This window comes from Empedobacter brevis NBRC 14943 = ATCC 43319, assembly GCF_000382425.1.
Lineage (GTDB): Bacteria > Bacteroidota > Bacteroidia > Flavobacteriales > Weeksellaceae > Empedobacter > Empedobacter brevis.
Window position 1 is genome coordinate 18,022 of sequence record NZ_KB908299.1, and the last position, 26,837, is coordinate 44,858.

A 26,837-nucleotide genomic window follows, 5' to 3' on the forward strand; every position below is an offset into this window, starting at 1 on the left:
GGAAATACGAATAACGTATGTTTTTAGAGGAGATGACTAATATTGTGTCATCAATTTTAAACCTATGATAAAAGACCTAAAAAGAAAATTAGCTCTTTTACTCTTTTTGGGAACTACTTTGGGTATGTATGCGCAAGTAGGAATCAATACAAAAGATGTAAAAGGGTCCTTTCATGTAGATGGAAAAAAAGACAATCAAAGCCCGCCTACAACTGAACAAGCTGGAAATGATTTTGTTGTAGCAACTAACGGAAATGTAGGTGTTGGAATAATAACTCCTGCCGTAAAGCTTGATTTAAGATCTACATCCAATCTGAACAATGCATTGGGAATTGGTTCAACTTCTAAGACTGCTGAAGCTGTAGGAGCAGGTGCTATCCGTTATGTTGATGTTTCAGGCGGAAAATTACAAGTTTCTGATGGTACTCAATGGATGGATATTTATTCGACACCCAAAAAATCATTTGTTGTCGCGAGAATTCGAACAGCTGATAAAGCGATTAAGTTTGTTTATAATACGGCAAGTGTACTTTCCGGTTGGGAAGTAACCAATGATGTTTCAAGTAGTTTTAATGGAACAACAGGGGAGTTTACAGCTCCTAGAGACGGGGTTTACACATTTAGTTTTGCCTATGATTTTGTCCAGGAAGGTTCAACATTTCTAGTGAATAGTTCGGTTGAAAGTCAGTTTGTGAAGAACAACAATTTGATCGAAGTAAAATGTCTAAAAACATATGGAAAATCGACTAGAGGTGCGCAAGCAGGCGGAAACTGTGTAAGCAGTATGAAACTGAATGAGAATGACAAAGTGGTGGTGAAATTATTACAAAGAATTGATAATTCGACGAGTGGAGGAAGAGGACTTCGTTCTTCTCCTACAGTGAATGCACCGAATTTTGGATTCAATAATTTAACAATTGTAGAACAATAAGCAATCAGTAATATGAAAAAATATTTATTTAATATCGGCTTTTTAATGGTCTCATCTTTGTTTGCTCAGGTCGGAATAGGAACGGTTAATCCTCAAGAAACTTTACATATTGATGCCGCAAAGAATAATGCAACTTCAGGACAGAACCTCTATGAAGATGATGTAGTAATAACTTCAGATGGGAGATTAGGAATCGGAACCATCACTCCGATAACAAAAGTTGATATACGAAACAGTTCATTAACTGAAAGTGTGATCGCCATCGGCTCTACCTCTCAAACGGCAACACAAGCAAAAGAAGGAGCTTTGCAATACAGTGGAAATTTAAAACTTTCTGATGGAACAAATTGGATTGATCTTCCTGGAAAATCAATCAATGCTTTGGTTTATGCCAATAATTCTTCCAATCAATTGTTGGCCAATAATACTGAGGTATTGATCAGGAATTGGACAGAGCAAGAAGATGCAACCAATAGTTTGAATGTCGTAAGTGGCGTTTTTACAGCTCCTAAAGATGGTGTTTATGTGGCGAGTTTTAATGCAGCTCTTACTTCAGCGGTAATTCCAAATAACAGTTACATTGAAATACGTTTAAAGTCGAATGCCACTCAAGGAGTTCCTGAGTTTAGATGTTTAAATTCATATCCGGGCTATACGACAGGAAATGCGACTAACGTCGGATCAATAAACTGTACAGGTATTTTTTACCTGAAGAAAAATGAAACATTGACACCTCATATATTTCACAGTTTTGGTGGAAATAGAAACCTGATTAATGATGCGAGTTATAACACCCTAACAATTTACGGCTTATGAAAAATATAATAATTTACTTCTCTTTTTATTTTTTCACTTTTTCTGCAACTATAAATGCGCAAGTGGGAGTTGGAATAGAACAGCCGAAAGGAATTTTTCATGTTGATCCATTAAGAAATACAACTGATGTTGCTTCAAGTACAACAGATGATTTTTTAGTACAAGATGTGACGGGAAATGTAGCAATAGGGAATAATTCACCAAAAGTGAAGCTGGATGTTAGAGGGGCGGCAGAAAATGCAATTGGATTAGGAAATACCAATCAAACAGCAGTCCAAGCCGAAGAAGGAGCAATCCGATACAATACAACGTCACAAAAAATTCAATATTCAAATGGAATCGAATGGAATGATGTCATTGTTAATCCACTTGTAAAATCTGTATTTATTGCAACGAAGAATTCTCAGGAAGTTGTGTGTTATGCACAAGGAGGAGAAAGTCCGGGAACCTATAGTGGGATGCCACATCGTACACCTTGTTATTTGACCTCATGGACAGAGAAATATAACAATTCAGGAGACGGAGGGACTTTCAATACAACTACAGGTGAGTTCACAGCAAAAAGAGATGGAGTCTTTACCGCCACTTTTACTTTTGCATTAGAATCAGGGAGAATAAGAGCTTGGAATGGTTCAAGTAATGCTGTAGACAACAATCAAATTGAGGCGATTTGGCGACTTAAAGATACCAATGGTGTTGAAATAAATGCTGTAAAATGTGCGAATAGTTTTCCTAGCGATAGTAGAAATAATGTCAATGATGCTGGAAGTGCCCCTGCAGCTTCAAGCTGTACAGCGAGTTTTTATATGCAGAACGGTCAAAAAATCAGACCGGAAGCCTGGATAGATTTAGATCCGGGCAATCGAAAGTTATTCAATTCGACTTCTACTGGTAGTGGTGCTACACTAACATCGTATTATAATAATTTGACTATTGTCGAAAATTAAGCTTTTCTCTACCCACTTAAAAGGGTAATCGTTTAGATTACCCTTTTTTTATGCTTTTAAGGACTTCATTTTAATTAGTATGATACAAGTGAGGTTAGATAGCACAGAAGAGTTTGATAATGTAAAAAAATAAGTAATTAAATTAATTCTTTTAAAATACTTACGCTGTTGGTTAAGTTTTCTAGACTTGAGGAAGCAAACCCTAATCGTGTAGTATTTTTATGGTAGGATTGATAGTGATGTATTTTTCCATTAGATAGATATAAACCTTTGGTATAGGCTTTCTTTGCTAAAGAATCAAGATCTATGGTGTTATCAAATTCTGTCCACACAGTCATTCCACCTTCAGGTACAGTAAAATTTACGACTTCTTTGAGTTCGCTATTCAATATATTACAAAAATGATTACGTCTTTCTTCATAGATATTCAGGGCTTTTCTTACATAACGTTGTATGGTTCCATCATTCAGCAAATCAGCCATAGCATTATCTAGAATATGGTCGCCTTGTCTGTCCAATAATATACGTATATTGGAAAGGTGTTTAATGACATTTTCAGAAGCAACTAAATATCCCATACGAAAAGCTGGAGAAAGACTTTTGCTGAATGAACCACAATAAATCACCATTCCGTTTTCATCGGCGCTAGCTAGAGGAAGTAAAGGACGATGAGTATAATGGAAATCAAAATCATAATCATCTTCAAAAATAATAAAACCGTATTCATTGGCTAATTGTAACAACTCCAGCCTTCTGTCAATACGAAGTGCAACAGTGGTGGGATAATGATGATGAGGTGTTACATAAACCATTCTTACTTTGGTTTTGGAACAAATTTTCTTTAATTCATCTACTATTAAACCATGTTCATCCACAGGAATACCAATATGTTTTGCTTTAGCATGTAAGAAATTATGTTCTGCCCTTTGCCAACCGGGAATACCTGAAACTACAACATCTCCAGGTCTAAGGAGTGATGTACACACAAGGTTAATTCCCATCAAAGTGCCTCGTATAGACAAGATATTGTTTGTTGTAGTTCTTAAACCTCTGGATTCATTCAGATAACGAGACAACGCCTCTTTGTAAAATTGGGATCCATCAGGGAAACTGTAACTGCCAAACTTATCATATAACCCGCTTCTTGTAAGTTGGTTGCGATAGGATCTGTAAAGCTCTTTAAGTGGTGCTAGTTTAGGATCGGGATAACCATCATCCAAATAAAAATTTGTATGGGGAACAGAGTAGGGATTGAAAAGATATTCTTTTTCATTTAGAGTAAAACCAGCGACTTTTCTTGCTTCATTTAAAGTTTTATTTTTAAGTCTTTTAGGTGTCAACTCTGGGATATGCGAGGAAACAAAAGTGCCTCTACCAATGAAACTCTCTAACCAGCCTTGCATTTGTAATTCTTCAAAAGCTTTTGAAACCGTAATTCTATTGATTCCCAAAAGATTTGCTGTAGTTCGTGATGAAAGTAGTTTTTGTCCTGTCCTTAATCTTCCTTCTTTAATTAAAATTAATATAGCATCAGCCAGCTGCAAATAAATGGCTCTTTCAATAGTAGTATCAATCTTAATATGCTTAAATATATCTTCTAAAATTGGACTATTCATTATAATTATATTGGACTATAAATATAATCCAATATGAAGTTACTTTTGATATATTAAAACTAAATTAAATTAAATTAAATCATTTTGAGATAGTAAAAACAGAAGATGATGAATAAACCAGAAATTAAAATAAGGAAAGCTGTAGAAGCTGATAGTGAAAAAGTTTGGATATTGATGAGAGAATTGGCAGTATTTGAAAAATATATAGATGTATTTGCTATTACTCCAGAAATTGTAAAGGAAAGAGGGTTTTGTAAAAATCCTCCCGATTTTTATTGTATAATAGCGGAGAATAAGGATCAAATTGTCGGGATGTTAGTGTATTATTTCCTATCGTACACGGCGCAAAACAGACCTGCCATTTATATGAAGGAACTCTATGTGGATAAAAGTTATAGAGGACAAAATATAGGAGAGCAGCTAATGGATGCTTTAAAAGCAGAAGCCAACTTAAATGGCTGCAATCAAATTAAATGGACAGTTGCTGATTGGAACGAAGGAGGGAAAAATTTTTATGAACGCTTAGGAGCGAAAGAAAATAGAGAATGGTTAAATTATGAATGGATTATTTCTTAAAACAAATAACGTATAAAAATGAATAATATAGTAATTAGAAAAGCTACAGTAGAAGATTGTACTGCTTTACAGAGAATAGGAAGACAAACATTTTTTGAAACTTTTTCGGAAAGTAATACCGAAGAAGATATGGCAGAATATTTAGAAAATAGTTTTTCAATTGAAAAACTGATAGAAGAGTTAAATAATAAATATTCTGAATTTTATTTTGCAATTTCTGATGAAAAAGTAATTGGATATTTAAAATTAAACTTTGGGATTTCTCAAACCGAATTAAAGGGTAATAGTAGTTTAGAAATAGAACGTATCTATGTATTACAAAAATATCATGGTAAAAAGGTTGGCCAACTATTATATGAAAAAGCAATGCAGTTGGCCAAAGATAAACAAGTAGACTATGTATGGTTAGGCGTTTGGGAAAAAAATCCAAGAGCCATTCGGTTTTACCAGAAAAATGGATTTGTAGAATTTGACCAACATATTTTCAAATTGGGAAGTGATGAACAAACCGATATTATGATGAAAAAAACTGTAAATTGTAGCGCATGTTAAAATAAATAGAATTGTTATGAATTTTAATTTCCAGACAAGATTAGAAAATGAAAAGGTAATCCTCTATCCTTTAGAAGAAAAAGATTTTGATGCTTTGTATAACGTAGCGTCAGATCCTGAAATATGGAAACAACATCCTAATAAAGACCGTTGGAAAAAAGAAGTGTTCAAAACTTTTTTTGATGGAGCAATACAAAGTAAAGGAGCTTTTGCAATTACAGATAAAATAACAAAAAATGTTATTGGGAGTACACGTTTTTATGATTATGATGAAGAAGAAAACAGCATATTTATCGGTTATACTTTTTATGGCACTGCCTCTTGGGGAAAAGATATTAACCGATTGGTAAAGACGACAATGCTGAATCACATTTTTCAATTCGTTTCAAAAGTATATTTCCACATCGGAGCAGAGAATATTCGTTCTCAAATTGCGATAGCACGTATCGGAGCAGAAAAAATAGCGGAACAGGAGGTAAGTTACTATGGAGAAGCTTCCAGGCTTAATCATGTTTATGAAATTACAAAAATGAAATGGCAAGAGGCCAAAAATAAGTAAAAGTGATTCTCCGAAATCTATTTATTTTTTTGTGAATAAGGAAGAGTATTGTAAGAAGAGGAGGTGTATTTATTTTTGTATTTTTACGTTTTTTAAAGTTCTATGTATTATCAAGAATTTCTTCCAATAAAATCGTTACAGAATTATATTCGGTATTTTTGGGTACTGGAAGATTTTACGAATCATTCAACCAATAAACTCTTTAAAATAATTCCTGATGGATTGCCTGCATTAATTTTTCAGGAGCAACTTAACTTTTTTTTTGATAAGAAAGGTCAGGCTTTACCTCAATTGTTTATATACGGTCAATCAACAAATTTTACAGAACATAATGTTACAGGAAATTTTAGAATTTTTGGTGTTTATTTACAACCAACAGCGTTGAAAACTATTTTTAATATAGATGCTTTTGAATTTAATCATCAGAATCTACCACTAGAAAGTGTAATCTCTGATTTAACGCTTGAACAACTTACTCATGCAATTTCTATAGAGGAAAAAATCAAAATTATTTCCAATTTTATTCTTAAGCAGATACAGAAAGTAAAAACCAATGATAAGAAAGCGGAATATATATCAATGCTTCTGCAAAATGGAAAATCCCTTAAAGAAGTTCAACTTGAAATGAATTTTTCCGAACGCACTTTAGAAAGGTTAACAAAACAATATGTAGGAATATCTCCAAAAGTTTTTTCAAGAATTATACGGTTTCAATCAGGTCTAAATTCTTTGCGAGAAACAGATTTGAAGAAATTGATAGAACTTGCATATGAAAATGAATATTTTGATCAATCACATTATATTCGGGAGTTTAAAGAATTCACAGGAACTACCCCCAAAAACTTTATGCTCCATGCAAATGAAAAATTAGTAAATTTTCCTCAATGGAATATTTAAAAAGATTTGAGTTCTGTTTAATGAAAAAACAATTATTAAATCTGTTTGAACTATTTTAATATTGTCGGGTTTGTCCAATTCTATAAAATAAGTAGCGAGTAGTTTTGTGTCGATCTAAATAAAAAAGTAATGAATATTGAAAACGTCCAAAAGATAACGCGATTAAATCCTGAAAATATTCCATCTCCTGTTGGAAACTATTCTCATATTACGGTAATTCCTAAGAATTCAAATCTGTTTACGTTCTCTGGTCAAATAGGTATTGATAATCAAGGGGGGATTCCTCAAGCTATAAACGATCAGGTTTATTACACGTTCATAAATATTGAACGACTTTTAAAACATCAACATTTAACTCCTGATAATGTAATTAAAGTAAACATTTGGGCAACGGAAGAAATTGATTGGGATTTTCTGGATAAAAAATGGGAGGAATTATTTGGCAGAATATATCCTTCGATGACGGTTGCTTATGTAAAAGGCTTAGGACTCAAGGAGCTTAAAATTGAAATTGAAATCTGGGCAGCACAACCTGAAGAAATTAAATGATTTTAGAATAAAAGTGTTTTTTAGCATTCATCCTAAATCACATAAAAAACGGGAAATACTAAAATTTCCCGTTTCTACTATCTAAATAAAGGTTAAAATTCTAAAACAAATTCTTCTTTTGGAACTCTTACTTTCTTCATTGGAGCTATCCAATCGTTTTGAGAATCAGCAACTCCAACATACATCAAAGAAACACTTCTTAATCCGTGTTCTTTTAGATTTAAAACTTCATCTATAACAGCATTATCGAAACCTTCTACGGGCGTAGTGTCAATTTTTAATTCTGCCGCTTGTGCCAATGCTAATCCTAAAGCAATATAAGTTTGGCGAGCGGTATGTGCAAAGTTTAGATCAGCCGGTTGTTCAAGGTAGATTTTTTTTAATTTGTCAGTATAACTTCCAAATCGTCCTCTCGGAAGACCTCTTTCATCGGTTGTAAAATCATAAACTGTATCAATTCTGTCAGCGGTATATCTGTCCCATGCAGCAAAGATGATTACATGAGAAGAATCGCGCATACATTCTGGATTCAATGCACCGGCAACCAATCTCTCTTTTATTTGTTGATCTTTTACTACGATTACTTTGAAGGGCTGTAAACCGGATGAGGTAGGAGCAAGACGAGCCGCTTCTACAATTTTATTTATATTTTCTTCACTTACCTTTTTTGCAGGGTCATATGCTTTAACGGCATGTCTCCATTTTAAATCTTCTATTAATGACATTTTATTTTGAAATTATTGTAACTAAAATTGCTAAGAGTGCAGGTAGAGCCTGCACGAAAAATATTTTTTTTGAAGCAGTTACTGCTCCGAAGATACCGGCAACAACAACACATCCCAGAAAAAACAAACGAATATTAAAACTCCATTCTGTATTTTCGATCAAGAAAGACCAGATCAAACCAGCTGCAAGAAAACCATTGTAAAGACCTTGATTTGCAGCAAGTCTTTTTGTTGGGCGGAAAAGTTCATTTGGTAACGATTTTCCGAAAACTTTCTTACCTGTCGTTTCCCATGCGAACATTTCCATCCAAAGAATATAAAGATGTTCTACAGTGACAATAATTGTAAGAATAGTTGCGATTGCCTGTATCATTGTGTAAGTATTTATTTCGTTGAAACACTCAATTTAACTTCGATATTTCCTCTGGTCGCATTTGAGTAAGGACAAATCTCATGAGCTTTTTCTACTAATATTTGGGCTTCTGATAATGTTACTTCCGGAATATTGACCTGTAATTCTACAGCAAGTCCAAATCCTCCGTTATCTAATTGACCTATACTTACTCTGGCTGTGACAGTTGTTTCGCCTGTTTTTGTTTTCGACAAACTAATCACCCGGTTCAATGCACTATCAAAGCAAGCAGCATAACCTGCAGCAAATAACATTTCAGGATTTGCGAAATCATCATTTGCACCACCTAATGCTTTTGGCATACGTACTTCTAAATCCAATACGCCATTTTCACTTTTTACATGACCATTTCTACCTCCGGTAGCAGTAGCCCCTATCGTATATAATGTTTTCATTTTTGTTTGTTTAAAATTTTTGTAACAATGTTCTTTAATGCATCTAAATCTTCTTCAGCTATATGCATAGATTCCATCAGTTGTACTGGAATCCGTTTTGCTTTTTCTTGTAATTCAAGACCTTGTTTTGTTAATGATAGATTCACAACCCGTTCATCTAAAGAGCTTCTCGATCGAACAATAAATCCTTTTTGTTCCATCCGCTTTAATAAAGGGGTAAGGGTTCCGCTATCTAAAAAAAGTTTTTCACCTAGTTGCCCCACAGATTGTTCTTTTTGTTCCCAAAGGATTAAAAGCACCAGGTATTGGGGATAGGTTAAATCCAAGTTGTCCAGTAATGGTCGGTAATGATTCACCATTTCTTTTGCTAATGCATAAATGGGAAAACATACCTGATTCTTCAATTTTAAATGATCTGTCATACTACATGGTTTCAAATCCACTACAAAGATATGAAATTTTATATTGTACACAATATAATTTTGTAAAATATGAATAATGTAAACAATTGATAAAAGTGGTTTATCCCTTAGTTTTTAATTTAATAAATAAAAAATACAATAAATCATTCCTAGATTGAAAGCGGCATGACATACTATAGCTCCTAAGATAGAACCTGATTTCTTTCTAGATGCATAAAAGAGAAGACTCACTAAAAACATAGAAAAAACCCATATTAATGTAGGGAATGTTAATAGCTTCCATTCGCTATTTATAAACACTAGTCCAAAATGAGCCACATGTGTTAAGGCGAAAGCAGAACTATCAATTATTGATGCTTTAAAGTTTCCGAATGATTTTGCAAAGCTTGAATGAACAATACCTCTAAAGAATAATTCTTCTCCAATCGGACTAAAAATCATTCCTGTTATTGTCATGATGACAAACATGATGAACTTATCGTCTGGTTTTATGTCAAGAGGAATATTGTAAGATTTTCCTATATAGACATACCAATTTTCAAAAGTGTCTTTGTAAATGAAATCAGCTAAAAAGTGAAGAAGAACACTAAATGTTAATCCTAAAAAGAAGGTCCAGATTAGCCATGTGTATTTTCTGGGCCTGGTAATACCGATTTGTTTTCTTCCGAATTTAGTAAGGAATAAGAAAGGTGTAATCGCAGAAAGAATCATTACTAGACCAATATAACTGTAATCTGCAGTCTCATTTGCTCTTAAAACCAAAATAAATCGAGGAACACAAATGATTAAGAGTAAGAAGAGTCCGAATTTCCAGTTAAATTCAAAGAATTTTCTCCAAAAAGGTTTTAATTCATTTCCCATTTTCTATGACACGATTTGAATAAAATTATCCGGTAATTATAGTTTTTCAAATTTTACAGAAGTAAGGTATAATAAAACTAAAATCAGCAACAACTTTCTGCATTTTTATGAACTTAAATATACTAAATATAGGAGTTGCTACTGAATATCAATCATGATTTTCTTAAAATGAATGTATTAAGTAGTTTGTTTTAGTTGAATTCAGATGCTGATTTCGCTACTTTTTGAATAAATTTTTCTCTTGCTTTTTCTTGACTAAATAGATCTGATTTAAAAATTTCTTAAGTAAAATTAGTTGTCCGAAAGAGGAGAGAAGAGGACAAATATCTAAAACGAACGTTCTTTTCTTATTCTGCTCAAATGTCTTTGCGTCACACCAAGATAGGATGCTAAGTAGTGTAAAGGAATTTCTTGAATATAATTTGGATTATCCTTTAACAAGGAAATATAACGCTCTGTAGCGGTATCTTTTTGTAGCTGGAAAAATCTTTTTTCTAACTCAAGGTATTCTTGTTCAGCAATCAATTTTAAAACCTTTGTCCACTTAGGATTTTCGTTTACCAGTTCATCTATCTTCTTTTTCGGGATGACCAACAAATTTACATCACTAATAGCCTGTATGGTTTCCATGCTTGCATTTCCTGTGATAAAAGCTGAATAAGGAGCAAGAAGGTGATGAGGAAACCGAAAACAAAACGTATTTTCAACACCGTTTTCTGTTGTGTAATAAGAACGAAAAATGCCCGATAGAACAAAAGCAATTTCTTTACATTGCTCTCCTTCCTTCACAAAAAAATCTGATTTGGTTAATCTTTTTGGAACGAAATGTTGTATCAAATCATTTAGCTCATTTTCTGTAAATATGTTGAAACTTTTGAAATAGTTTTTTATCATGTTAGCGTGTATAATAAATAAGTACAGGTTATGAAAAGAAAAAGTAGCAATGAAATATCAGAAGGTAAATTTAACTATTTTGATACAATTGTAAAAAATCAGTTTTTATCCCCCTTGAAATTAAATAAAAATAGTTTTTTGTATAATTTGGGTTAGTCTAATAGTAAAGAGAATAAAAACTCCCATTTCTAATTTTAGAAATGGGAGTATAAAAAGTAATTTCTATAGAAATTACTTTTTAATAATTTTTTGAGAGATCTCTTGACTTGCGGTATTTACTTTAACAATATATAAACCTTTTGTTAAACCTTGTGTATTAATTGTTTTTTCAGTTGATTTTAAGATAGATTTTCCAGTCAAATCAAAAAATTCTACAAAATTTATTTTTTCAGTTGTTTGGATTCTTAAAACATCTTGTACTGGATTTGGATAAATTTTTATTTCTTTTTTCTTCAATTCATCTGTAGAAAGGTTCTCCAAATTTTTGATTACAACGTTGTCAAAATAAAACTCAGTTCCGCTACTACTACTTAAATTATTTGTTTCAAAACTTAATTCATTAATTTTTGTGATAGTATTATCAGAAATAGGTAATGATGCAATTAATTCATCATTTGCAAAATATTTTACAAGTTTAGTGTTTAAATTAACTTCACATTTCAAATTATACCATCTTGTAGGGATCCACGTATATTTATCATTTAATAAATAACCATTTACCTGTATTCTTCCATTTTTAAGAAAAGTAAAAGAACCAACAGTAGAGTAATTGAATCCTTGAATATTCGTTAATTTAAGAAAATTGTAATCAGATCTATTCAAAGCATCAGCATTTACATCAACAGAAATAGAAAAGTGATTATAATCAGGTAATTTATACATAACACCATTCCATTTTCCGTTTGCAGACGAATTTGTAGAATAATAGCTAAAACGTACAGATTTTTTCCCGTCAGAGGCTTTATCATTTGTTAACCAAATGCTGGAATTTGAATTATCTCCATAAAAATTCCAACCTTTATCAGTATCGAAAACTGAACTATAATATCCTTCTTCAACTTCAAAAGATATTTTTTGTTCTTGTGCAAAAGATGACAATGATAAAGTGCTTAATAAAGCAGAAAATAAAAGTTTATTCATAAAAAAATAAATTGATTAAAATAAATTGATTAAAATAAATGCAAATATAATGTACTCTTTTGATTGTTAATGTTTCCTTATGAATTATTATTAAATAAAATCAATGTGCCCCGGTTTCTTTAATTTACCGTATTTTTTTTAAAATTATATTTCCTTGAAAAGTTTCAGAATGATTGCGAAAACCTTTTATTGGTTTCGAAGATATATTGATGCAAGAAATAAAAACCTTGGGTGCGGCAGATGTTAAAATCCAGAAACGAATGGTTGAATTTTATGGTGATTTAGGATTTATGTACAAAGTAAATTATGGCTTGCGTACAGCACTTCGCATACAGCAACCAATTCTTACGTTTTCTGCAAAAAATAATCATCAATTTACTTTACGCATTCGCATTATGCGGCGCTTAAAGTAAAAGAAGCAATTGTAGACCGTTCCAAATAAAAAACGGACGTCGTCCAAGTATTGACAAGATTTTAGTATGTATGTTTTAACTTATATATTTCGCATAATTTTCCCTTTTTTATACCTCTTTGAAGGCATGAAATTATCGAATGACCTTAATAAGATGGTTTTAGCAATATGCGTTATTTTTTTTCATTTTTTTTCGCTTCAATGCGTTGTTCTGCCTTGCGCATAGCCGCCTGGTTGGTTGTTATATGCTGCTCTTTCGCAAAATTTAAAATTTCCAGCGTGGTATTGTAGATATTTTCAGTACGACGTATTGCTTCTTTTGCATCGTATTTTGCAATTTCTCCGAATACATTAATGATACCTCCCGCGTTAATCAGGAAGTCAGGTGCATAAACAATACCTCTTTCTTGTAAACGTTTTCCGTGTACGGCTTCAACAGCCAGCTGATTATTAGCTGCACCGGCAATTACTTTCGCCTTAATTTTTTCAATCGTATCATCATTAATAGTAGCGCCCAAAGCACAAGGTGCATAGATATCTACATCGGCACTGTACAGGTCGGGTCCGGTAAAAATATGAGCGCTATATTTCTTAGCGACTTCTTCCACCCGTTCCTCATTAATATCTGTGACATACACCTCAGCTCCGTTCTCTACCAGATGTTTTACCAGTGTTTCTCCAACATTTCCGATACCCTGTACTAAAACTTTTTTCCCGTTTAAATTGTCTGAGCCAAATTGAAAATTAGCAGCAGCTTTTAATCCCATAAAAACACCGTATGCTGTTACAGGAGAAGGGTTTCCGGAACCGCCAAGGCTTTCTGAAATACCAGTTACGTGCGGTGTTATGGTATGAATAAGATCCATATCAGGAGTAGTGGTTCCCACATCTTCAGCTGTAATATAACGGCCACTCAATGAGTCTATATAATGCGCAAAGGCTTTGATCAGTTCAGGGTTTTTATCTTTTCGGGCATCCCCGATAATAACAGCTTTTCCTCCTCCGAGGTCTAGGCCGGAAATGGCAGACTTATACGTCATTCCCCTTGACAGGCGCAATACATCATTTAAAGCTTCCCATTCCGATGTATAGTTCCACATTCTTGTTCCTCCCAACGCAGGTCCTAAAACGGTGTTATGTATACCAATAATTGCTTTTAATCCGGTATCTTTATCGTGGCAAAAAACAACTTGTTCATGATTGTCAAATGAAATTTGTCCGAAAACAGGATCTACTTTTTTTAATTCTTCTGGAGAATATGCATTTGTAGTCATAGTATATGAGTTTTGTTTGGTATTCCAAATATAACCTTTTTTTAACTTTTATTAAAATGGTTAGACTATAATTATCTAATAAAAAATACTCTATATCAATTACGGATAAAATATAATACATAATCCATAATCCATTACGGGGTAATTTATATATTTCTCTAATTTGGATTGAGCTTTGACAAGAAAAATATTTCCTAAAAAAAGGAGTGTAAAAATGAATTTTATATTCCATATAAATTAATAATCTAAAGTATAGGTAATCTAACTTCTCAGTTTCCTTAATTTCCCGTACTTTTGTAAAAATTTTATTTCCTTGGAAAATTTCAGAATGATAGCGAAAACCTTTTTTGGTTTCGAAGAAATATTGGCGCAAGAATTAAAAGCGTTGGGTGCGGCAGATGTTAAAATTCAGAACCGAATGGTTGAATTTTATGGTGATTTAGGATTTATGTACAAAGCAAATTACAGCTTACGTACAGCACTTCGCATACAGAAACCTATTCTTACGTTTTCTGCAAAAAATGATCATCAATTGTATGAGAAATTCAAGAAATTCCATTGGGAGAATTATTTAGAGGTAGACCAAACATTTATGATCGATCCTACTGTTCATTCAGATTACTTTACGCATTCGCATTATGCGGCGCTTAAAGTGAAAGATGCTATTGTTGACCGTTTCAAAGAAAAAGACGGACGTCGTCCAAGTATCGATAAAGATTTTCCGGATGTACGTTTTAACTTGCATATTTCGCATGATAAAATTACGTTGTCGTTAGATGCTTCAGGCGATTCGCTGCACAAACGTGGTTATCGTGAAGAAACAGGTCCGGCGCCAATTAATGAAGTGTTGGCTGCTGGTCTATTATTGCAAGCAGGATATGATGGAAAAGGAAATTACCTTGATCCGATGTGTGGTTCAGGAACCATGTTAATTGAAGCAGCGATGATTGCGAATAATATTCCGCCACAAATTCATCGCAAACATTTCGCTTTTCAGAATTGGCCGGATTATGACGAAACGTTATTTACCCAAATTCGTAATACACGTTTAAATCGTATCAAAGAATCTGAGTATAAAATTGTGGGGTACGAAATTTCGCCAATGATGGTGAAAATTGCGCAGATGAATGTCAAATCTGCGGATTTAGAAGATTTCATTGAAATTAGAAATCAAGATTTTTTCACCTCTAAAAAAGAAATGTTTCCGGTTTTATTGGTGTTCAATCCGCCTTACGATGAGCGTATTGAAAACAATAACCAGGAATTTTATAAACAAATTGGAGATACACTGAAATCGAGTTATCCCAACACTTTGGCGTGGTTTATCACATCAGATTTGCAAGCCAAAAAGTATGTCGGTTTACGTCCTTCGAAAAAAGTAAAAGTGTTCAACGGTAAGTTAGAATGCGATTTCTTGCAATACGAAATGTATGAAGGAAGTAAAAAAGCTAAAAATCAAAATTAAGAGAAGTGAGTCAATTTATAAAAGAAATTTGTCAAGATCAAAAAGTATATCTTTTAACTTCTGAACAAGGATTTGCTATTTCGTATTCGGAAGAATTTGAATACGAAGATGGATCTAATTTGGAAGTGATTTGCTTTTGGTCGAATACAGATTTAGCTGAAAAGGCGAAACGAAATCAATGGGCGAATCATACAATAGATTCGATAGAATTGAATACTTTTTTAGAAGAATGGCTTTTTGGAATGATTGAAGAAGTTTCTTTGGTTGGAATTAATTTTGATGAAACCTCGAAAGGAGAGGAGCAAAGTCCATTGGATACGATTTTGGCAATTGTCCATGAATTGAATCAATCAAAATCTTCTTTAAAACTGAATCATTTCGAAAATTTAGAAGAAATTCAGAAAGTAACTTTGGAGTTGAAGCAGTCATTCAATCAATAAATTGTTTTGGAAAAAGAAGATTTGCAACTTTCGATTATTATAGCCGTTTATGAACGGCAAGATGAATTGGCAGAATTATTGTCGAGTTTAACCAAACAAACGGATAAATTATTCGAAATTATCATTGTAGACGATGGATCGAAAAGTAAATTGGATACGGTTTGCGGTAAATTTGAAGGTCAGTTAAATCTTCATTATTATTACAAAACAAATTCAGGTCCTGGAAAATCGAGAAATTATGGAATTGAAAAAGCAAATGGAAATTATTTCATTTTCTTAGATTCTGATACCATAATTCCTTCTACTTACATAGATTCTGTCAAAAAAGAATTGAGCTCAAATTTTGTGGATGCCTTTGGCGGACCGGATGATGCAGATGATTCGTTTACGGATTTACAAAAAGCGATCACATTTTCAATGACTTCTTTCCTAACAACCGGAGGGATTCGCGGAGGGAAGAAGCAAATCGGTAAATTTCAGCCACGTAGCTTCAACATGGGAATTTCACGTGTCGCATACGAAAAAACAGGTGGTTTTGCGGATTTACGTGTAGGAGAAGATCCCGATTTATCTATGCGTTTGTGGGAAAATGGTTTTGAAACAAGGTTATTTCAGACATCGAAAGTGATTCATAAACGAAGAACATCGTTGAGAAAATTTGCAAAACAAGTGTATCAATTTGGTGTTGCGCGACCAATTTTGAATCAACGCCATCCAACTTATATTAAACCAACATTTTGGTTTCCAAGTTTATTTTTTGTTGGAACACTTGTTGCATTTCTATTTTTATTAGTGAGTTTTATTCTTCCGAATCATCAGTTTTTGTTGCAGATTCCATTTGTTTTGTGGTTGATGTATATGTTTTTGATTTTTATTTCCGCTACAATCAGATTTAAATCTGCTGTGGTAGGTTTATTATCGATTCAAACAACGTTGATCCAATTCTTTTATTATGGATATGGATTTTTAGAAAGCCAATTTAAATTAAATATCCTCAAAAATGACCCTAAAAAAGCTTTCCCGAGTCATTTTCACATTGAATAATCATAAAAAAAACAAAGGTCAAGAAATAAAATTCTTGACCTTTTTTAATACAAAGCAAAAGCTCTGAATTCTTAACTTAAAATACTAATACAACAAAAATAGTAAATATTAGTTAGAAGTAACAAATTTAATTGCTCTATATTTTGTAAATCAGTTGTTTGTGTTTTAAAATTTGCTTTTTTTTCAATTGATTAAAAAGAGACTTGTTAATGTTTTTCGGCAAAAAAAAATCGTGATAAAGTATTATAATCTTCACTATTTATACCCGTTCCATTTAATCTTTTCAATAAGTTCTCTTAAATATTTTGTAATTTTGCAAACTTAAATTAGAGTAATGCGTACAAAATCGACTGGGAAAAAGAAAATTAATGTAATTACGTTAGGATGTTCTAAAAATGTTTACGATTCTGAAGTGTTAATGGGACAATTGAAAGCCAACGGCAAAGAGGTTGTACACGAGCAGTCGGGAGACATTGTTGTGATTAATACTTGTGGTTTCATTGATAATGCAAAAGAAGAGAGTATTGATACGATTTTAGATTATGTTCAGCGTAAGGAAGATGGTTTGGTTGAAAAAGTATTTGTAACAGGATGTTTATCTGAACGATATAAACCAGATTTATTGGAACAAATTCCCGATGTAGACCAATATTTTGGTACGCGCGAATTACCGTTATTATTAAAAGCACTTGGTGCAGACTATAAACATGAGTTGGTTGGTGAACGATTAACTACAACTCCACGCCATTATGCCTATCTTAAAATAGCGGAAGGTTGCGATCGTCCATGTTCTTTTTGTGCTATTCCTTTGATGCGCGGAGGAAATGTTTCTCGCCCAATTGAAGATTTGGTTGAAGAAGCTACTAAATTAGCAAAAAAAGGAACAAAAGAATTGATTTTGATTGCGCAAGATTTAACGTATTACGGATTAGATATCTATAAAAAACGCGAATTGGCATCTTTACTAAAAGAGTTGGTAAAAATTGAAGGAATAGAATGGATTCGTTTACATTATGCATTTCCTGCAGGTTTCCCGGAAGATGTATTGGATGTGATTCGTGAAGAACCTAAAGTATGTAATTATATCGATATTCCTTTACAACATATTTCAACAAAACTATTAAAATCAATGCGTCGTGGAACAACACACGAGAAAACGAATGCTCTGTTGGATGCTTTCCGTACAAAAGTTCCGGATATGGCAATCCGAACAACATTGATTTGTGGTTATCCGGGGGAGACAGAAGAGGATTTTCAAGAAATGAAAGCTTGGGTACAAGAACAAAAATTTGATCGCTTAGGTTGTTTTACTTATTCGCACGAAGAAAATACACATGCCTATAATTTAGTTGATGATGTACCGGAAGAAGTAAAGCAACAACGAGTTGAAGAGATTATGGAGATTCAATCTCAAATTTCATATGATTTGAATCAAGAGAAAATCGGAAAACAATTTAAAGTGATGATTGATCGTAAAGAGGGAGATAATTTTATTGGACGTACAGAATATGATTCACCGGATGTAGACAATGAAGTTTTAATTTCGGCTGTTGATACCTATTTACCAATAGGAGATTTTGTGACGGTAGAAATTATTGAAGCATACGAATTTGATTTGATTGGAAAAGTAATTGATTAATCGAATTTCTATATAAAACAAAAACCACTCAAGTTGAGTGGTTTTTTTATGATTAATTTTTCGCATTATTTCTGCGATTCTTTTTCAAACGATTCGTTTGAACTAAATTTCTATGTTTAGGATCTTTTAATTTGTCCACTAAAATTTGTAAATGATTCTCTTCTTTTTTCGCCTTTTTAGCCATGTTTCTTGGTTTTAAATTTGATTTAAATTAACCATTATAATTTTGCTGGTCAAACTTATCAGTCTAATTATAAAATATTTAACGTTTATTTTTTAGGTCGATTACCCATATAAAACACTATTTTACCTCCATTGAAAAGGTCAGAATGATTGAGATGAAAGGACGAATATGCTTTTCCATTCAATTCTATTTTTTGGATATACACATTCTTTTTTGATTGATTTTTAACTTCAATTTCAAATTGTTTTCCATTTTCTAAATTTAATATGGCGTGATCGATTAAGGGACTTCCAATGGCATATGTTGCAGCTCCTTGCTGAACAGGATAAAAACCAAGTGCGCTGAAGATATACCATGCACTCATTTGCCCTGTATCATCGTTTCCTCCCAATCCGTCAGGTGTTGGTTTATATTGCATATCCAAAATCATTCTGATTTTTTCCTGTGTTTTCCATGCTTGACCAGCCCAATTGTAGAGATAAGCAACGTGATGAGCAGGTTCGTTTCCGTGCACATAACCACCGATAATTCCTTCTCTTGTAATATCTTCTGTATCAGCAAAATATTCATCTGGTAAATGCATGGTAAATAATTCATCTAATTTAGCACCAAACTTCTTTTTTCCTCCCATAGCAGCAATTAAACCATCAGGATTTTGAGGAACAAAAAAGCTGTAATTCCAAGAATTTCCTTCAATAAAACCTTGTCCATGTGTATTTAAAGGGTCAAACTCTTTTTTAAACGTTCCATCTGCTAATCGAGGACGCATAAAACCAATGGAGGCATCATAATTGTTTTTCCAGTTTTCTGAACGTTTCATAAATGTTTCGTAGACATCCGTTCTATTTAATTTTTTAGCAGCCTGTGCAATCGACCAGTCGTCAAAAGCATATTCTAACGTATTTGAAATTGATGTTCCATTTTTTTCTGCGGGTATGTACCCTTTGTCAATATAATCACCGATCCCTTCATAATCTCGTTTGTTGGCAGTTACGATACATGCATCCAAGGCAGCATTTGCATCACCATCATAAATACCTTTTACAATGGCATCAGCAATCACAGTTACAGAATGGTAACCACTCATGCACCAATTTTCATTTGCATAATGCGACCATATGGGTAACATTTTAATGGGATTTTGTTCGTAATGTTTCATCATCGATTTTATCATATCATTGTTGCGCTTTGGCTGAATGATATTAAACAACGGATGTAACGCACGATAGGTATCCCAAAGTGAAAAAGTGGTATAATTTGTAAAATCTTTGGCGTGATGAATTTCTTGATCCAAACCTTTATACTGACCATTCACATCCATATAAGTTGTAGGATTGATAAAGGTATGATACATGGCGGTATAGAAATTAATTTTATCATTTTCGGAAGCTTTGATCTGAATTCGATTCAATTCTTTGTTCCAATTTTCTTTTGCTTCTGAACGAACTTGTTCAAAATTCCAATGTGGAATTTCAGTTGTAAGATTTTCTAAAGCATTGGTTTGACTAACAGGAGAAATCGCAAATTTGATTTTTACTTTTTCATCTTTTTCTGTGTCGAAATCAAAATACATTTTGATTTTTTTGCCTTCAATTAACGGAAAGTTTTGAGTTTCATTCCATTTTCTCCAAAAACCTTTGTAATCTACTTGGTTTTCTTCATTCTTCTGACCATAACTTTTGAAAGCTTTTGAAAAAGTCATCGCAAAATATACTGTTCTATTTCTTGCCCATCCCCGAGTTTGTCGGTAACCTGTAATCAAAGTATCGTTTACAACCCTCACGTATGTCCAGGTATTTTTATCATCGTAATTATAAATTCCGGCATTTAAATCCAGAATGATATGGGATTGAGTCGATTTTGGAAACGTATATTGATGAAAACCAACTCGGGTAGAAGCGGTCATTTCTGCCCAAATATTATAATCATCCAGTTTCACTTTGTAATAGCCTGCTTCAGCAGTTTCGTTGTGATGTGAAAACCTCGAACGATAGCCGCTTTCCGGATTTTGAGCAGTACCTGGATTAAGTTTCAGCTTCCCAGTCGTAGACATGATTAAGAAATCTCCTAAATCGGAATGGCCGGTTCCGTTAAAGTGCGTGTGGCTAAATCCAGTAATTGTTTTGTCTTCAAATCGATAACCTGCACAATAATCGTATACTTTAGGGTTATATTTATGATTAACAGCATAAGGGATAGAATCTGTTTCAGGACTTAATTGCACTGCGCCAAAAGGGACTGTTGCACCAGGAAAAGTATGTCCCATTTTCTCTGTTCCAATCATAGGATTAACATATTTTACCAAATTTTGATTTTGGGCAAATCCTAGGTTACCAAGAGAGAAAAGAGTAAATAAAAATTTAAATTTCATCAATTTCGTTTTCAGTATTAATTTCTTTTAAAGTTAATAGAAAACGATGAAATCAAAAAAAGAAAGGAAAGCTTTTGACTCTCCTTTCTTTTGTATTTATAAAATCATTTCCGGAATCTCACCTTCAATAATTAATTTCCCTTCTGTCGCATTTTTAATTTCTTCAACAGAAACTCCGGGTGCACGTTCCAATAATTTGAATCCACCTTCAGGCAAAACTTCTAAAACAGCCAATTCCGTTACAATTTTTTTGACACAATTAATGCCTGTTAAAGGCAATGTACACGTTGGTAGTAATTTGGATTCTCCTGCTTTATTGACATGCTGCATTGCTACAATAATGTTATCTGCAGAAGCAACCAAATCCATTGCTCCTCCCATCCCTTTTACCATTTTACCCGGAATTTTCCAGTTGGCAATGTCGCCATTTTCTGAAACTTCCATTGCTCCTAAAATGGTTAGGTTAATTTTTCTGGCTCTGATCATTCCAAAGCTCATAGCAGAATCAAAAAAAGCTGAACCAGGTAAAGTTGTAATAGTTTGTTTACCGGCATTAATAAAATCTGCATCCTCTTCACCTTCTATAGGAAAAGGACCCATTCCCAATAAACCATTTTCAGATTGTAAAACGACATTCACATTTTCAGGAATATAATTTGCAACTAAAGTTGGAATTCCGATTCCTAAATTTACATAATATCCGTCTTTTACCTCTTTTGCAATACGTTTTGCAATTCCATTTTTATCTAACATTACTTTTATGGTTTTGGTTGAACAGTTCTGTTTTCAATTCGCTTTTCATATTTAGCTCCTTGTAGAATACGATTTACATAAACACCAGGTGTATGAATTTGATTTGGATCAAGTTCACCAACTTCTACTAATTCCTCTACTTCTGCAATGGTAATTTTTCCACACATAGCAGCCGGATGATTGAAATTAGCTGTCGCTCCGCGAAAAACTAAATTCCCGGCAGTATCACCTTTCCACGCTTTAACTAAAGCGAAATCAGGTTCAAAAGCATATTCCAATAAATATTCTTTTTCAATTCCATGAAAAGTAAATTTTCTAATTTCTTTCCCTTCCGCAACTTCGGTTCCAACACCTGCAGGCGTAAAAATAGCAGGCATTCCGTAACCGGTAGCCATCAATCGAGTGGCTAAAGTTCCCTGCGGAATTAGTTCAACTTCTAATTCTCCGGCAAGCATTTGACGTTCAAATTCAGCATTTTCACCTACATAAGAAGAAATCATTTTTTTTATTTGACGTCCTTGTAATAATAATCCCAATCCAAAATCATCTACACCGGCATTATTACTGATACATGTTAGGTTATTGATTTTTTTGTCAACTAATCCTTGAATTAAATTTTCAGGAATTCCAGAAAGTCCAAAGCCTCCAACAGCCAGCGTCATTCCGCTTTCAACACCTTGCAGTGCCTCTTCGATGCTGTTTACTTTTTTATTTATCATTTTTGTTGTGTTTGATTGCGTATAATTCTATTGTTAAAGATAAATAAAATCAATTCATATTTCAATACACCTACAAAAATATTAGGTTAACCTCTAAAATTTAGTTGTGCAAAGATGAAATTATACATTTGCTTTAAGATCATAATAAAAGTATGATAAAGTTATGTAAAGCTGAGAACCGAAATCGATTTGAAAATAAATTCATACGAATCAATGCATTAAATGAAGCAAATCCAATTTCAGGTTTTTCTTTTATTGATGATGTAGCATTAAATGGTTCAGGAACTTATCAAAAAACAATTAAAGAAAGTGGTTATATCATTTTGATGCCGTTAATGCATAATATTCGATTGAATATGAATGGATTTTATTGGAAAATAGAAGCAAACCAAGCTTTTGTTTATTATTTGAAAAAAGGAACGATACTAGAAGTTGAAGGAGAATTAAGTCAAGATTTTGCCTATTTCTATTCAATATTCATTGTAAAAGAAGAACAACCGATTGCTAAGGTAATTACTCCGATTAACCTGGAGAGAGAAAATCGTTTGGAAAAAATTATTCGCCATGATTTGTTTAATGTTTTTCTGGGGAAATTTGAATTAAGAAAAGAGGCTGAATTACCATTGAAAAAAAACAAAAGAAGTTGGCTGGTGATTTCATTGACCGGAATTTTTGAAGTTCATAACCGATTAATTGAATCGAGAGATACATTGGAAATAAACTTAGATGAATGTATAGAATTTGAGTCATTGAGTGAAAATACTTTAATGATGGTAATAGATTATTAAATTAAACATACGTTATAAGAATTTATCCAATCAAAATTATTTAGAAATAGGAGACAAATCTTACATTTGGAACTAATCAGTAGTTGTATTTTGGAGAAGTGAATGATAATTTCTATGAAAAATGAGAACAACAGGAGAATTAAGACTGTAATGATGTCAAATAGAAAACAATTTTCAATTGAATTATAAGATGAATAAAACAAAAATTACAACACGAGAAATTGTTATTTTTATCATCGTTTCAATCATATTTGTATTGATTCCATTTTTGGCTGCTCCAAATTTTTCAACCGATCAAACAATTTTCGAAACACGTTTTTTCAAGCGTATGTTATTCGAAAATATATTCCTATTGGGCTTCTTTTTAGTGAATTATTTCGTACTAATTCCTAAGTTGTATTTCAAAAAACATTATCTATTTTACATAATCATTCTGATTCTTTTATTTCTTATTGTGTATAAGGTACCTGAGTGGATATTTCATGGAAATAAAATTCCTTTCAAAAGACCAAATTTTGATCGATTTGAATCACGGAAACCTCCTCGTTTTTTTATGGTATGGAGTCCCAAAGTAATCATGTTTTGTATGATGACGATTGTTTCGCTTTTTATTCGGCAAAATAAACGGTATCAAGAAATTAAGAGTGAAAAACAATTGTCGGAGATTGCTTATTTAAGAGCGCAGATTAATCCACATTTTTTATTCAATACATTGAATAATATTTATGCTTTAACTTTACAAAAGTCTGATGCTGCTTCTGATGCAGTGATGAAATTATCAAAAATGATGCGTTTTGTTGTCTCAGATTCTTCGAAAGAGCAGGTCCCACTGCAACAAGATTTGGATTATATTAAGAATTATTTGCAGTTGCAGAAGTTAAGATTGACGAACGAAAATTCAATAGTTTTTGAAGTCATGGGAAATCCTTCAGCTCTTAGAATTTCTCCGTTACTCTTGATTAATTTTATAGAAAATGCTTTTAAATATGGTGTAATCGATCAAGAAAATGTACCTATTGTTATTTCAATTTCGATTGAACAAAAAACAGTCGTGCTACGTGTGAAAAATACCATTTCTAAAGAAATCGACAAGGAGACAGTGAAAAGTGAAATAGGATTAAAAAATACCAGAAAACGATTGGATTACATGTATGCAAATCGTTATCAGTTGACGATGAAAGAAACGGAAACTGAATTTTTTGTTGAACTAAAAATTTTGTTGAATGATTAAAGCAATTGCAATTGATGATGAACCTTTGGCATTACTGATTATTGAAAATTATTGTACAAGAAATGAGCATGTTGAATTGATTAAAACGTTTTCTAATTTGAAAGATGCGCAAAAATATATCAATCAATTTCCGGTTGATTTAATGTTTTTGGATATTCAGATTTCTCGTACCAATGGAATGGAATTCTATAAAAATTTAGAAAAAAAGATTCCTGTTATTTTTACGACGGCTTTTGCTGAATATGCGGTTGATGGCTTCAATGTTTCGGCTTTAGATTATTTATTAAAACCAATTGATTACGAGAGGTTTGAAGAAGCTGTAAATAAAGCCGTTTTAATTCTAAAGGGTAAAAAATTAGCAAATGAACAGGATTATTTAATGATACGAGCCGATTATAAACTAAATAAAATTGATTATAATGACATTGTTTACATTGAAGGGTTGGACGATTATGTAAAAATACATTTGGCTGATCACAAGAAAATTACAGCAAGAATTTCGATGAAATCTATTCTGGAAAAACTACCAAAGGATTTATTTGTTCGGGTGCATCGGTCCTATATTGTTCCTTTAAAAAAAATAAAATCTATTCAGAATAAAATATTATATTTGGAAAGCGTAGAAATCCCGATAGGAGAGACCTATAGAAGTACAATACTTGATTTATTCAAAGATTAAAAAAATTAAAGAAATGGAAAAAAAAGTGGTAAATCGAGTGATCGAAAATATCTTTTTTTCCAATTTTTTTTTAATTCTGCTTTCGTTAGCATTAAATATAGAAACGAATCTAAAAATAGGATTGCCTTTCAATGCAATTGCTTATTATTCATTTATTAGTTCTATCACGGTATTGTTTTATTTGTATGCTTATCGAGTACCGAAAAACTTAAAATCATCCCCCAATCCAAGAACTCAATTTTACATCACCCATAGAAAACTGATACACTATTTTACGTATGTATTAGGTACAATTGCATTCTGCTCCGCAATGGTGTTGGCGATCAAATGTTTACCAAATTATGACATATTATCTTGGAAATGGATTGTAGGATTACTATTTACCGCTCTGTTATCATTTGGATATTATGATTTTAAATTTGGCATTTCGCTGCGAAAAACAATGCTGTTAAAACCATTTTTAATAGGTTGGACCTGGGCGGTAACAACGGTTTTTTTACCCGTTTTATTTCTGATGTTAAAAAATGAAACGCATTATACGATAGATGCTAAATTCTACTTTCTGTTTTCTCAAACTTTTATGTATTGTGTGGTGAATGCAATCCTGTTTGATTTGAAGGATTATGAAGATGACAGCAATAGGAATTTAAAAACATTTGTGGTAAAATACGGTTATCATTTTACATTGAATCGAATTATTCTTCCTTTGATCTTTTTAGGTTTTTTGAGTTTCGTTATTTTTGGAATTTGGTATGGTTTGCCGCTGCATCGCATTCTTTTTATGTTAATTCCGATCATTTGTTTGGCTGTTTTTGCATTCAAATTGAATCGTCCAAAATCCATTTTATATTATTTGATTGCAATTGACGGAATGATTTTATTGAAGGCAGTTTGTGGAATTTTAAGTGTCATTTTATTTGAATCATGAATTACAATTTAATTGCACCATATTATCACTCGTTAAGTCAGCTGTTTTTTTTGAATCGTCAGCATCAGGCTCATTTTTTAATTTTGAACCATTTAAAAAACGGAGACCAATTACTGTGGGTTGGAGGAGGAGCCGGGAAGTTTATTCCGGAATTGGAAAAATTGAATTTAGAACTAGAAATAGATTATGTTGATTTTTCATCAAAGATGATTGAATTCGCTCAAAAAGAAACGACATCAAACGTAAAGATAAATTTTATTGTTGCTGATATTTTTGAATTCAAAACGAACAAAAGCTATGATGTGATCATGACGACTTTTTTGTTTGATCATTTTCAACAAAAAAGGGCAGAGGAATTATTCATACAATTAAGAAATTATTTAAGACCAAAAGGAATTTGGTTTTATGTCGATTTTGTTCAAAATCAAAAAGGCTGGCAGAAAAGAATAACGGCTATCATGTTGCGTTTTTTTAGAATTGCAATTGGTTTAACTATTTCTGAATTACCCGAAATGCATTCAATTTTTGATCAGTATTTCAAAGCAATAGAACGGCAACATTTTTTCAAAAAATACATCGAGAGTATTGTTTATCAAAAGAAATAAAAAAAGCGGTTCA

31 protein-coding genes are annotated in these 26,837 nt (G+C 32.6%); 18 read left to right on the forward strand and 13 right to left on the reverse strand.

Translation table 11 applies throughout. The features are described 5' to 3' along the window. The first annotated feature begins 64 nt into the window (after positions 1 to 64). From H277_RS0113235 to H277_RS0113245, 3 genes are read left to right on the forward strand one after another with little or no spacing between them, the layout of a single operon-like run. Positions 65 to 931 carry a C1q-like domain-containing protein gene (locus H277_RS0113235; RefSeq protein WP_019976086.1) on the forward strand — a complete coding sequence of 289 codons (867 nt, stop codon included), beginning with the start codon at positions 65 to 67 and terminating at the stop codon, positions 929 to 931. Between the two features lie 12 nt (positions 932 to 943). After that, complete coding sequence (locus tag H277_RS0113240; RefSeq protein WP_019976087.1) at positions 944 to 1,747, forward strand: hypothetical protein; 804 nt, start codon at positions 944 to 946, stop codon at positions 1,745 to 1,747. Further along, positions 1,744 to 2,694 carry a hypothetical protein gene (locus tag H277_RS0113245; RefSeq protein ID WP_019976088.1) on the forward strand — a complete coding sequence of 317 codons (951 nt, stop codon included), beginning with the start codon at positions 1,744 to 1,746 and terminating at the stop codon, positions 2,692 to 2,694. Before H277_RS0113240 ends, H277_RS0113245 begins: the two co-directional genes overlap by 4 nt. A gap of 137 nt (positions 2,695 to 2,831) precedes the next feature. On the opposite strand, the gene H277_RS0113250 is transcribed toward H277_RS0113245, so the two are convergent. After that, a complete protein-coding gene (locus tag H277_RS0113250) occupies positions 2,832 to 4,310 on the reverse strand; it encodes an aminotransferase-like domain-containing protein (RefSeq protein WP_019976089.1) in 1,479 nt (492 codons plus the stop codon). A gap of 105 nt (positions 4,311 to 4,415) precedes the next feature. Between H277_RS0113250 and H277_RS0113255 the strand changes: the two genes are divergently transcribed. The 5 genes from H277_RS0113255 to H277_RS0113275 all read left to right on the forward strand — a co-directional run bounded on the left by H277_RS0113255 (position 4,416) and on the right by H277_RS0113275 (position 7,443). Then, a complete protein-coding gene (locus tag H277_RS0113255) occupies positions 4,416 to 4,886 on the forward strand; it encodes a GNAT family N-acetyltransferase (RefSeq protein ID WP_019976090.1) in 471 nt (156 codons plus the stop codon). A gap of 18 nt (positions 4,887 to 4,904) precedes the next feature. Continuing rightward, complete coding sequence (locus tag H277_RS0113260) at positions 4,905 to 5,438, forward strand: GNAT family N-acetyltransferase (protein WP_019976091.1); 534 nt, start codon at positions 4,905 to 4,907, stop codon at positions 5,436 to 5,438. Between the two features lie 16 nt (positions 5,439 to 5,454). Next, the gene (locus tag H277_RS0113265; RefSeq protein ID WP_019976092.1) at positions 5,455 to 5,997 is read left to right on the forward strand and encodes a GNAT family N-acetyltransferase; all 543 of its coding nucleotides are present in this window, start codon (positions 5,455 to 5,457) and stop codon (positions 5,995 to 5,997) included. A 102-nt stretch (positions 5,998 to 6,099) separates the two neighbouring features. Next, positions 6,100 to 6,894 carry a helix-turn-helix domain-containing protein gene (locus H277_RS0113270; protein ID WP_019976093.1) on the forward strand — a complete coding sequence of 265 codons (795 nt, stop codon included), beginning with the start codon at positions 6,100 to 6,102 and terminating at the stop codon, positions 6,892 to 6,894. A gap of 129 nt (positions 6,895 to 7,023) precedes the next feature. Beyond that, complete coding sequence (locus tag H277_RS0113275; protein WP_019976094.1) at positions 7,024 to 7,443, forward strand: RidA family protein; 420 nt, start codon at positions 7,024 to 7,026, stop codon at positions 7,441 to 7,443. 92 nt (positions 7,444 to 7,535) lie between these two features. Here the strand turns inward: H277_RS0113275 and H277_RS0113280 are convergent, their stop codons facing one another. From H277_RS0113280 to H277_RS0113310, 7 genes are all read right to left on the reverse strand, one after another. Then, the gene (locus H277_RS0113280) at positions 7,536 to 8,168 is read right to left on the reverse strand and encodes a nitroreductase family protein (RefSeq protein ID WP_019976095.1); all 633 of its coding nucleotides are present in this window, start codon (positions 8,166 to 8,168) and stop codon (positions 7,536 to 7,538) included. A 1-nt stretch (position 8,169) separates the two neighbouring features. Continuing rightward, on the reverse strand, positions 8,170 to 8,541 hold the full coding sequence (locus H277_RS0113285) for a DUF1304 domain-containing protein (RefSeq protein ID WP_019976096.1): 372 nt from the start codon (positions 8,539 to 8,541) through the stop codon (positions 8,170 to 8,172). 11 nt (positions 8,542 to 8,552) lie between these two features. Continuing rightward, complete coding sequence (locus H277_RS0113290; RefSeq protein ID WP_019976097.1) at positions 8,553 to 8,975, reverse strand: organic hydroperoxide resistance protein; 423 nt, start codon at positions 8,973 to 8,975, stop codon at positions 8,553 to 8,555. Continuing rightward, on the reverse strand, positions 8,972 to 9,397 hold the full coding sequence (locus tag H277_RS0113295; protein WP_019976098.1) for a MarR family winged helix-turn-helix transcriptional regulator: 426 nt from the start codon (positions 9,395 to 9,397) through the stop codon (positions 8,972 to 8,974). The genes H277_RS0113290 and H277_RS0113295 overlap by 4 nt, the downstream gene beginning before the upstream one ends. A gap of 114 nt (positions 9,398 to 9,511) precedes the next feature. After that, positions 9,512 to 10,258: a CPBP family intramembrane glutamic endopeptidase gene (locus H277_RS0113300; protein ID WP_019976099.1), complete on the reverse strand. Its 747-nt coding sequence runs from the start codon at positions 10,256 to 10,258 to the stop codon at positions 9,512 to 9,514. A 327-nt stretch (positions 10,259 to 10,585) separates the two neighbouring features. After that, positions 10,586 to 11,152: a Crp/Fnr family transcriptional regulator gene (locus H277_RS0113305; RefSeq protein WP_019976100.1), complete on the reverse strand. Its 567-nt coding sequence runs from the start codon at positions 11,150 to 11,152 to the stop codon at positions 10,586 to 10,588. A 231-nt stretch (positions 11,153 to 11,383) separates the two neighbouring features. Further along, positions 11,384 to 12,292: a T9SS type A sorting domain-containing protein gene (locus H277_RS0113310; RefSeq protein WP_019976101.1), complete on the reverse strand. Its 909-nt coding sequence runs from the start codon at positions 12,290 to 12,292 to the stop codon at positions 11,384 to 11,386. A gap of 173 nt (positions 12,293 to 12,465) precedes the next feature. Between H277_RS0113310 and H277_RS0113315 the strand changes: the two genes are divergently transcribed. Beyond that, positions 12,466 to 12,705 carry a THUMP domain-containing protein gene (locus H277_RS0113315; RefSeq protein WP_019976102.1) on the forward strand — a complete coding sequence of 80 codons (240 nt, stop codon included), beginning with the start codon at positions 12,466 to 12,468 and terminating at the stop codon, positions 12,703 to 12,705. Between the two features lie 172 nt (positions 12,706 to 12,877). On the opposite strand, the gene H277_RS0113320 is transcribed toward H277_RS0113315, so the two are convergent. Beyond that, complete coding sequence (locus H277_RS0113320) at positions 12,878 to 13,978, reverse strand: Glu/Leu/Phe/Val dehydrogenase dimerization domain-containing protein (protein WP_019976103.1); 1,101 nt, start codon at positions 13,976 to 13,978, stop codon at positions 12,878 to 12,880. Between the two features lie 328 nt (positions 13,979 to 14,306). Between H277_RS0113320 and H277_RS0113325 the strand changes: the two genes are divergently transcribed. From H277_RS0113325 to rimO, 4 genes are all read left to right on the forward strand, one after another. Then, positions 14,307 to 15,443, forward strand: a complete 1,137-nt coding sequence (locus H277_RS0113325) for a THUMP domain-containing class I SAM-dependent RNA methyltransferase (protein WP_019976104.1) — start codon at positions 14,307 to 14,309, stop codon at positions 15,441 to 15,443. Between the two features lie 5 nt (positions 15,444 to 15,448). Then, positions 15,449 to 15,883 carry a DUF2750 domain-containing protein gene (locus H277_RS0113330; RefSeq protein WP_019976105.1) on the forward strand — a complete coding sequence of 145 codons (435 nt, stop codon included), beginning with the start codon at positions 15,449 to 15,451 and terminating at the stop codon, positions 15,881 to 15,883. Positions 15,884 to 15,889: 6 nt separating this feature from the next. Continuing rightward, positions 15,890 to 16,927 (forward strand): glycosyltransferase family 2 protein, encoded by a 1,038-nt coding sequence (locus tag H277_RS0113335; RefSeq protein ID WP_019976106.1) that lies wholly within the window; start codon positions 15,890 to 15,892, stop codon positions 16,925 to 16,927. Positions 16,928 to 17,261: 334 nt separating this feature from the next. Then, the gene (gene rimO, locus H277_RS0113340) at positions 17,262 to 18,566 is read left to right on the forward strand and encodes a 30S ribosomal protein S12 methylthiotransferase RimO (RefSeq protein ID WP_019976107.1); all 1,305 of its coding nucleotides are present in this window, start codon (positions 17,262 to 17,264) and stop codon (positions 18,564 to 18,566) included. Positions 18,567 to 18,618: 52 nt separating this feature from the next. Here the strand turns inward: rimO and H277_RS20575 are convergent, their stop codons facing one another. The 4 genes from H277_RS20575 to H277_RS0113360 all read right to left on the reverse strand — a co-directional run bounded on the left by H277_RS20575 (position 18,619) and on the right by H277_RS0113360 (position 22,593). Further along, a complete protein-coding gene (locus tag H277_RS20575; RefSeq protein ID WP_019976108.1) occupies positions 18,619 to 18,750 on the reverse strand; it encodes a hypothetical protein in 132 nt (43 codons plus the stop codon). Between the two features lie 85 nt (positions 18,751 to 18,835). After that, on the reverse strand, positions 18,836 to 21,121 hold the full coding sequence (locus tag H277_RS0113350; RefSeq protein WP_019976109.1) for a GH92 family glycosyl hydrolase: 2,286 nt from the start codon (positions 21,119 to 21,121) through the stop codon (positions 18,836 to 18,838). 96 nt (positions 21,122 to 21,217) lie between these two features. Continuing rightward, positions 21,218 to 21,874: a 3-oxoacid CoA-transferase subunit B gene (locus H277_RS0113355; RefSeq protein ID WP_019976110.1), complete on the reverse strand. Its 657-nt coding sequence runs from the start codon at positions 21,872 to 21,874 to the stop codon at positions 21,218 to 21,220. A gap of 5 nt (positions 21,875 to 21,879) precedes the next feature. Further along, on the reverse strand, positions 21,880 to 22,593 hold the full coding sequence (locus H277_RS0113360) for a CoA transferase subunit A (RefSeq protein WP_019976111.1): 714 nt from the start codon (positions 22,591 to 22,593) through the stop codon (positions 21,880 to 21,882). 152 nt (positions 22,594 to 22,745) lie between these two features. Here H277_RS0113360 and H277_RS0113365 point away from each other — a divergent pair, with 152 nt between their 5' ends. The 5 genes from H277_RS0113365 to H277_RS0113385 all read left to right on the forward strand — a co-directional run bounded on the left by H277_RS0113365 (position 22,746) and on the right by H277_RS0113385 (position 26,824). Next, on the forward strand, positions 22,746 to 23,381 hold the full coding sequence (locus tag H277_RS0113365) for a hypothetical protein (RefSeq protein WP_019976112.1): 636 nt from the start codon (positions 22,746 to 22,748) through the stop codon (positions 23,379 to 23,381). Between the two features lie 190 nt (positions 23,382 to 23,571). Then, positions 23,572 to 24,612, forward strand: a complete 1,041-nt coding sequence (locus H277_RS19795) for a sensor histidine kinase (protein ID WP_019976113.1) — start codon at positions 23,572 to 23,574, stop codon at positions 24,610 to 24,612. Then, positions 24,605 to 25,291 carry a LytR/AlgR family response regulator transcription factor gene (locus H277_RS0113375; RefSeq protein WP_019976114.1) on the forward strand — a complete coding sequence of 229 codons (687 nt, stop codon included), beginning with the start codon at positions 24,605 to 24,607 and terminating at the stop codon, positions 25,289 to 25,291. Before H277_RS19795 ends, H277_RS0113375 begins: the two co-directional genes overlap by 8 nt. Before the next feature lie 13 nt (positions 25,292 to 25,304). Continuing rightward, positions 25,305 to 26,219 (forward strand): UbiA prenyltransferase family protein, encoded by a 915-nt coding sequence (locus H277_RS0113380; protein ID WP_019976115.1) that lies wholly within the window; start codon positions 25,305 to 25,307, stop codon positions 26,217 to 26,219. Then, a complete protein-coding gene (locus H277_RS0113385) occupies positions 26,216 to 26,824 on the forward strand; it encodes a class I SAM-dependent methyltransferase (RefSeq protein ID WP_019976116.1) in 609 nt (202 codons plus the stop codon). The genes H277_RS0113380 and H277_RS0113385 overlap by 4 nt, the downstream gene beginning before the upstream one ends. Positions 26,825 to 26,837: the final 13 nt, after the last annotated feature.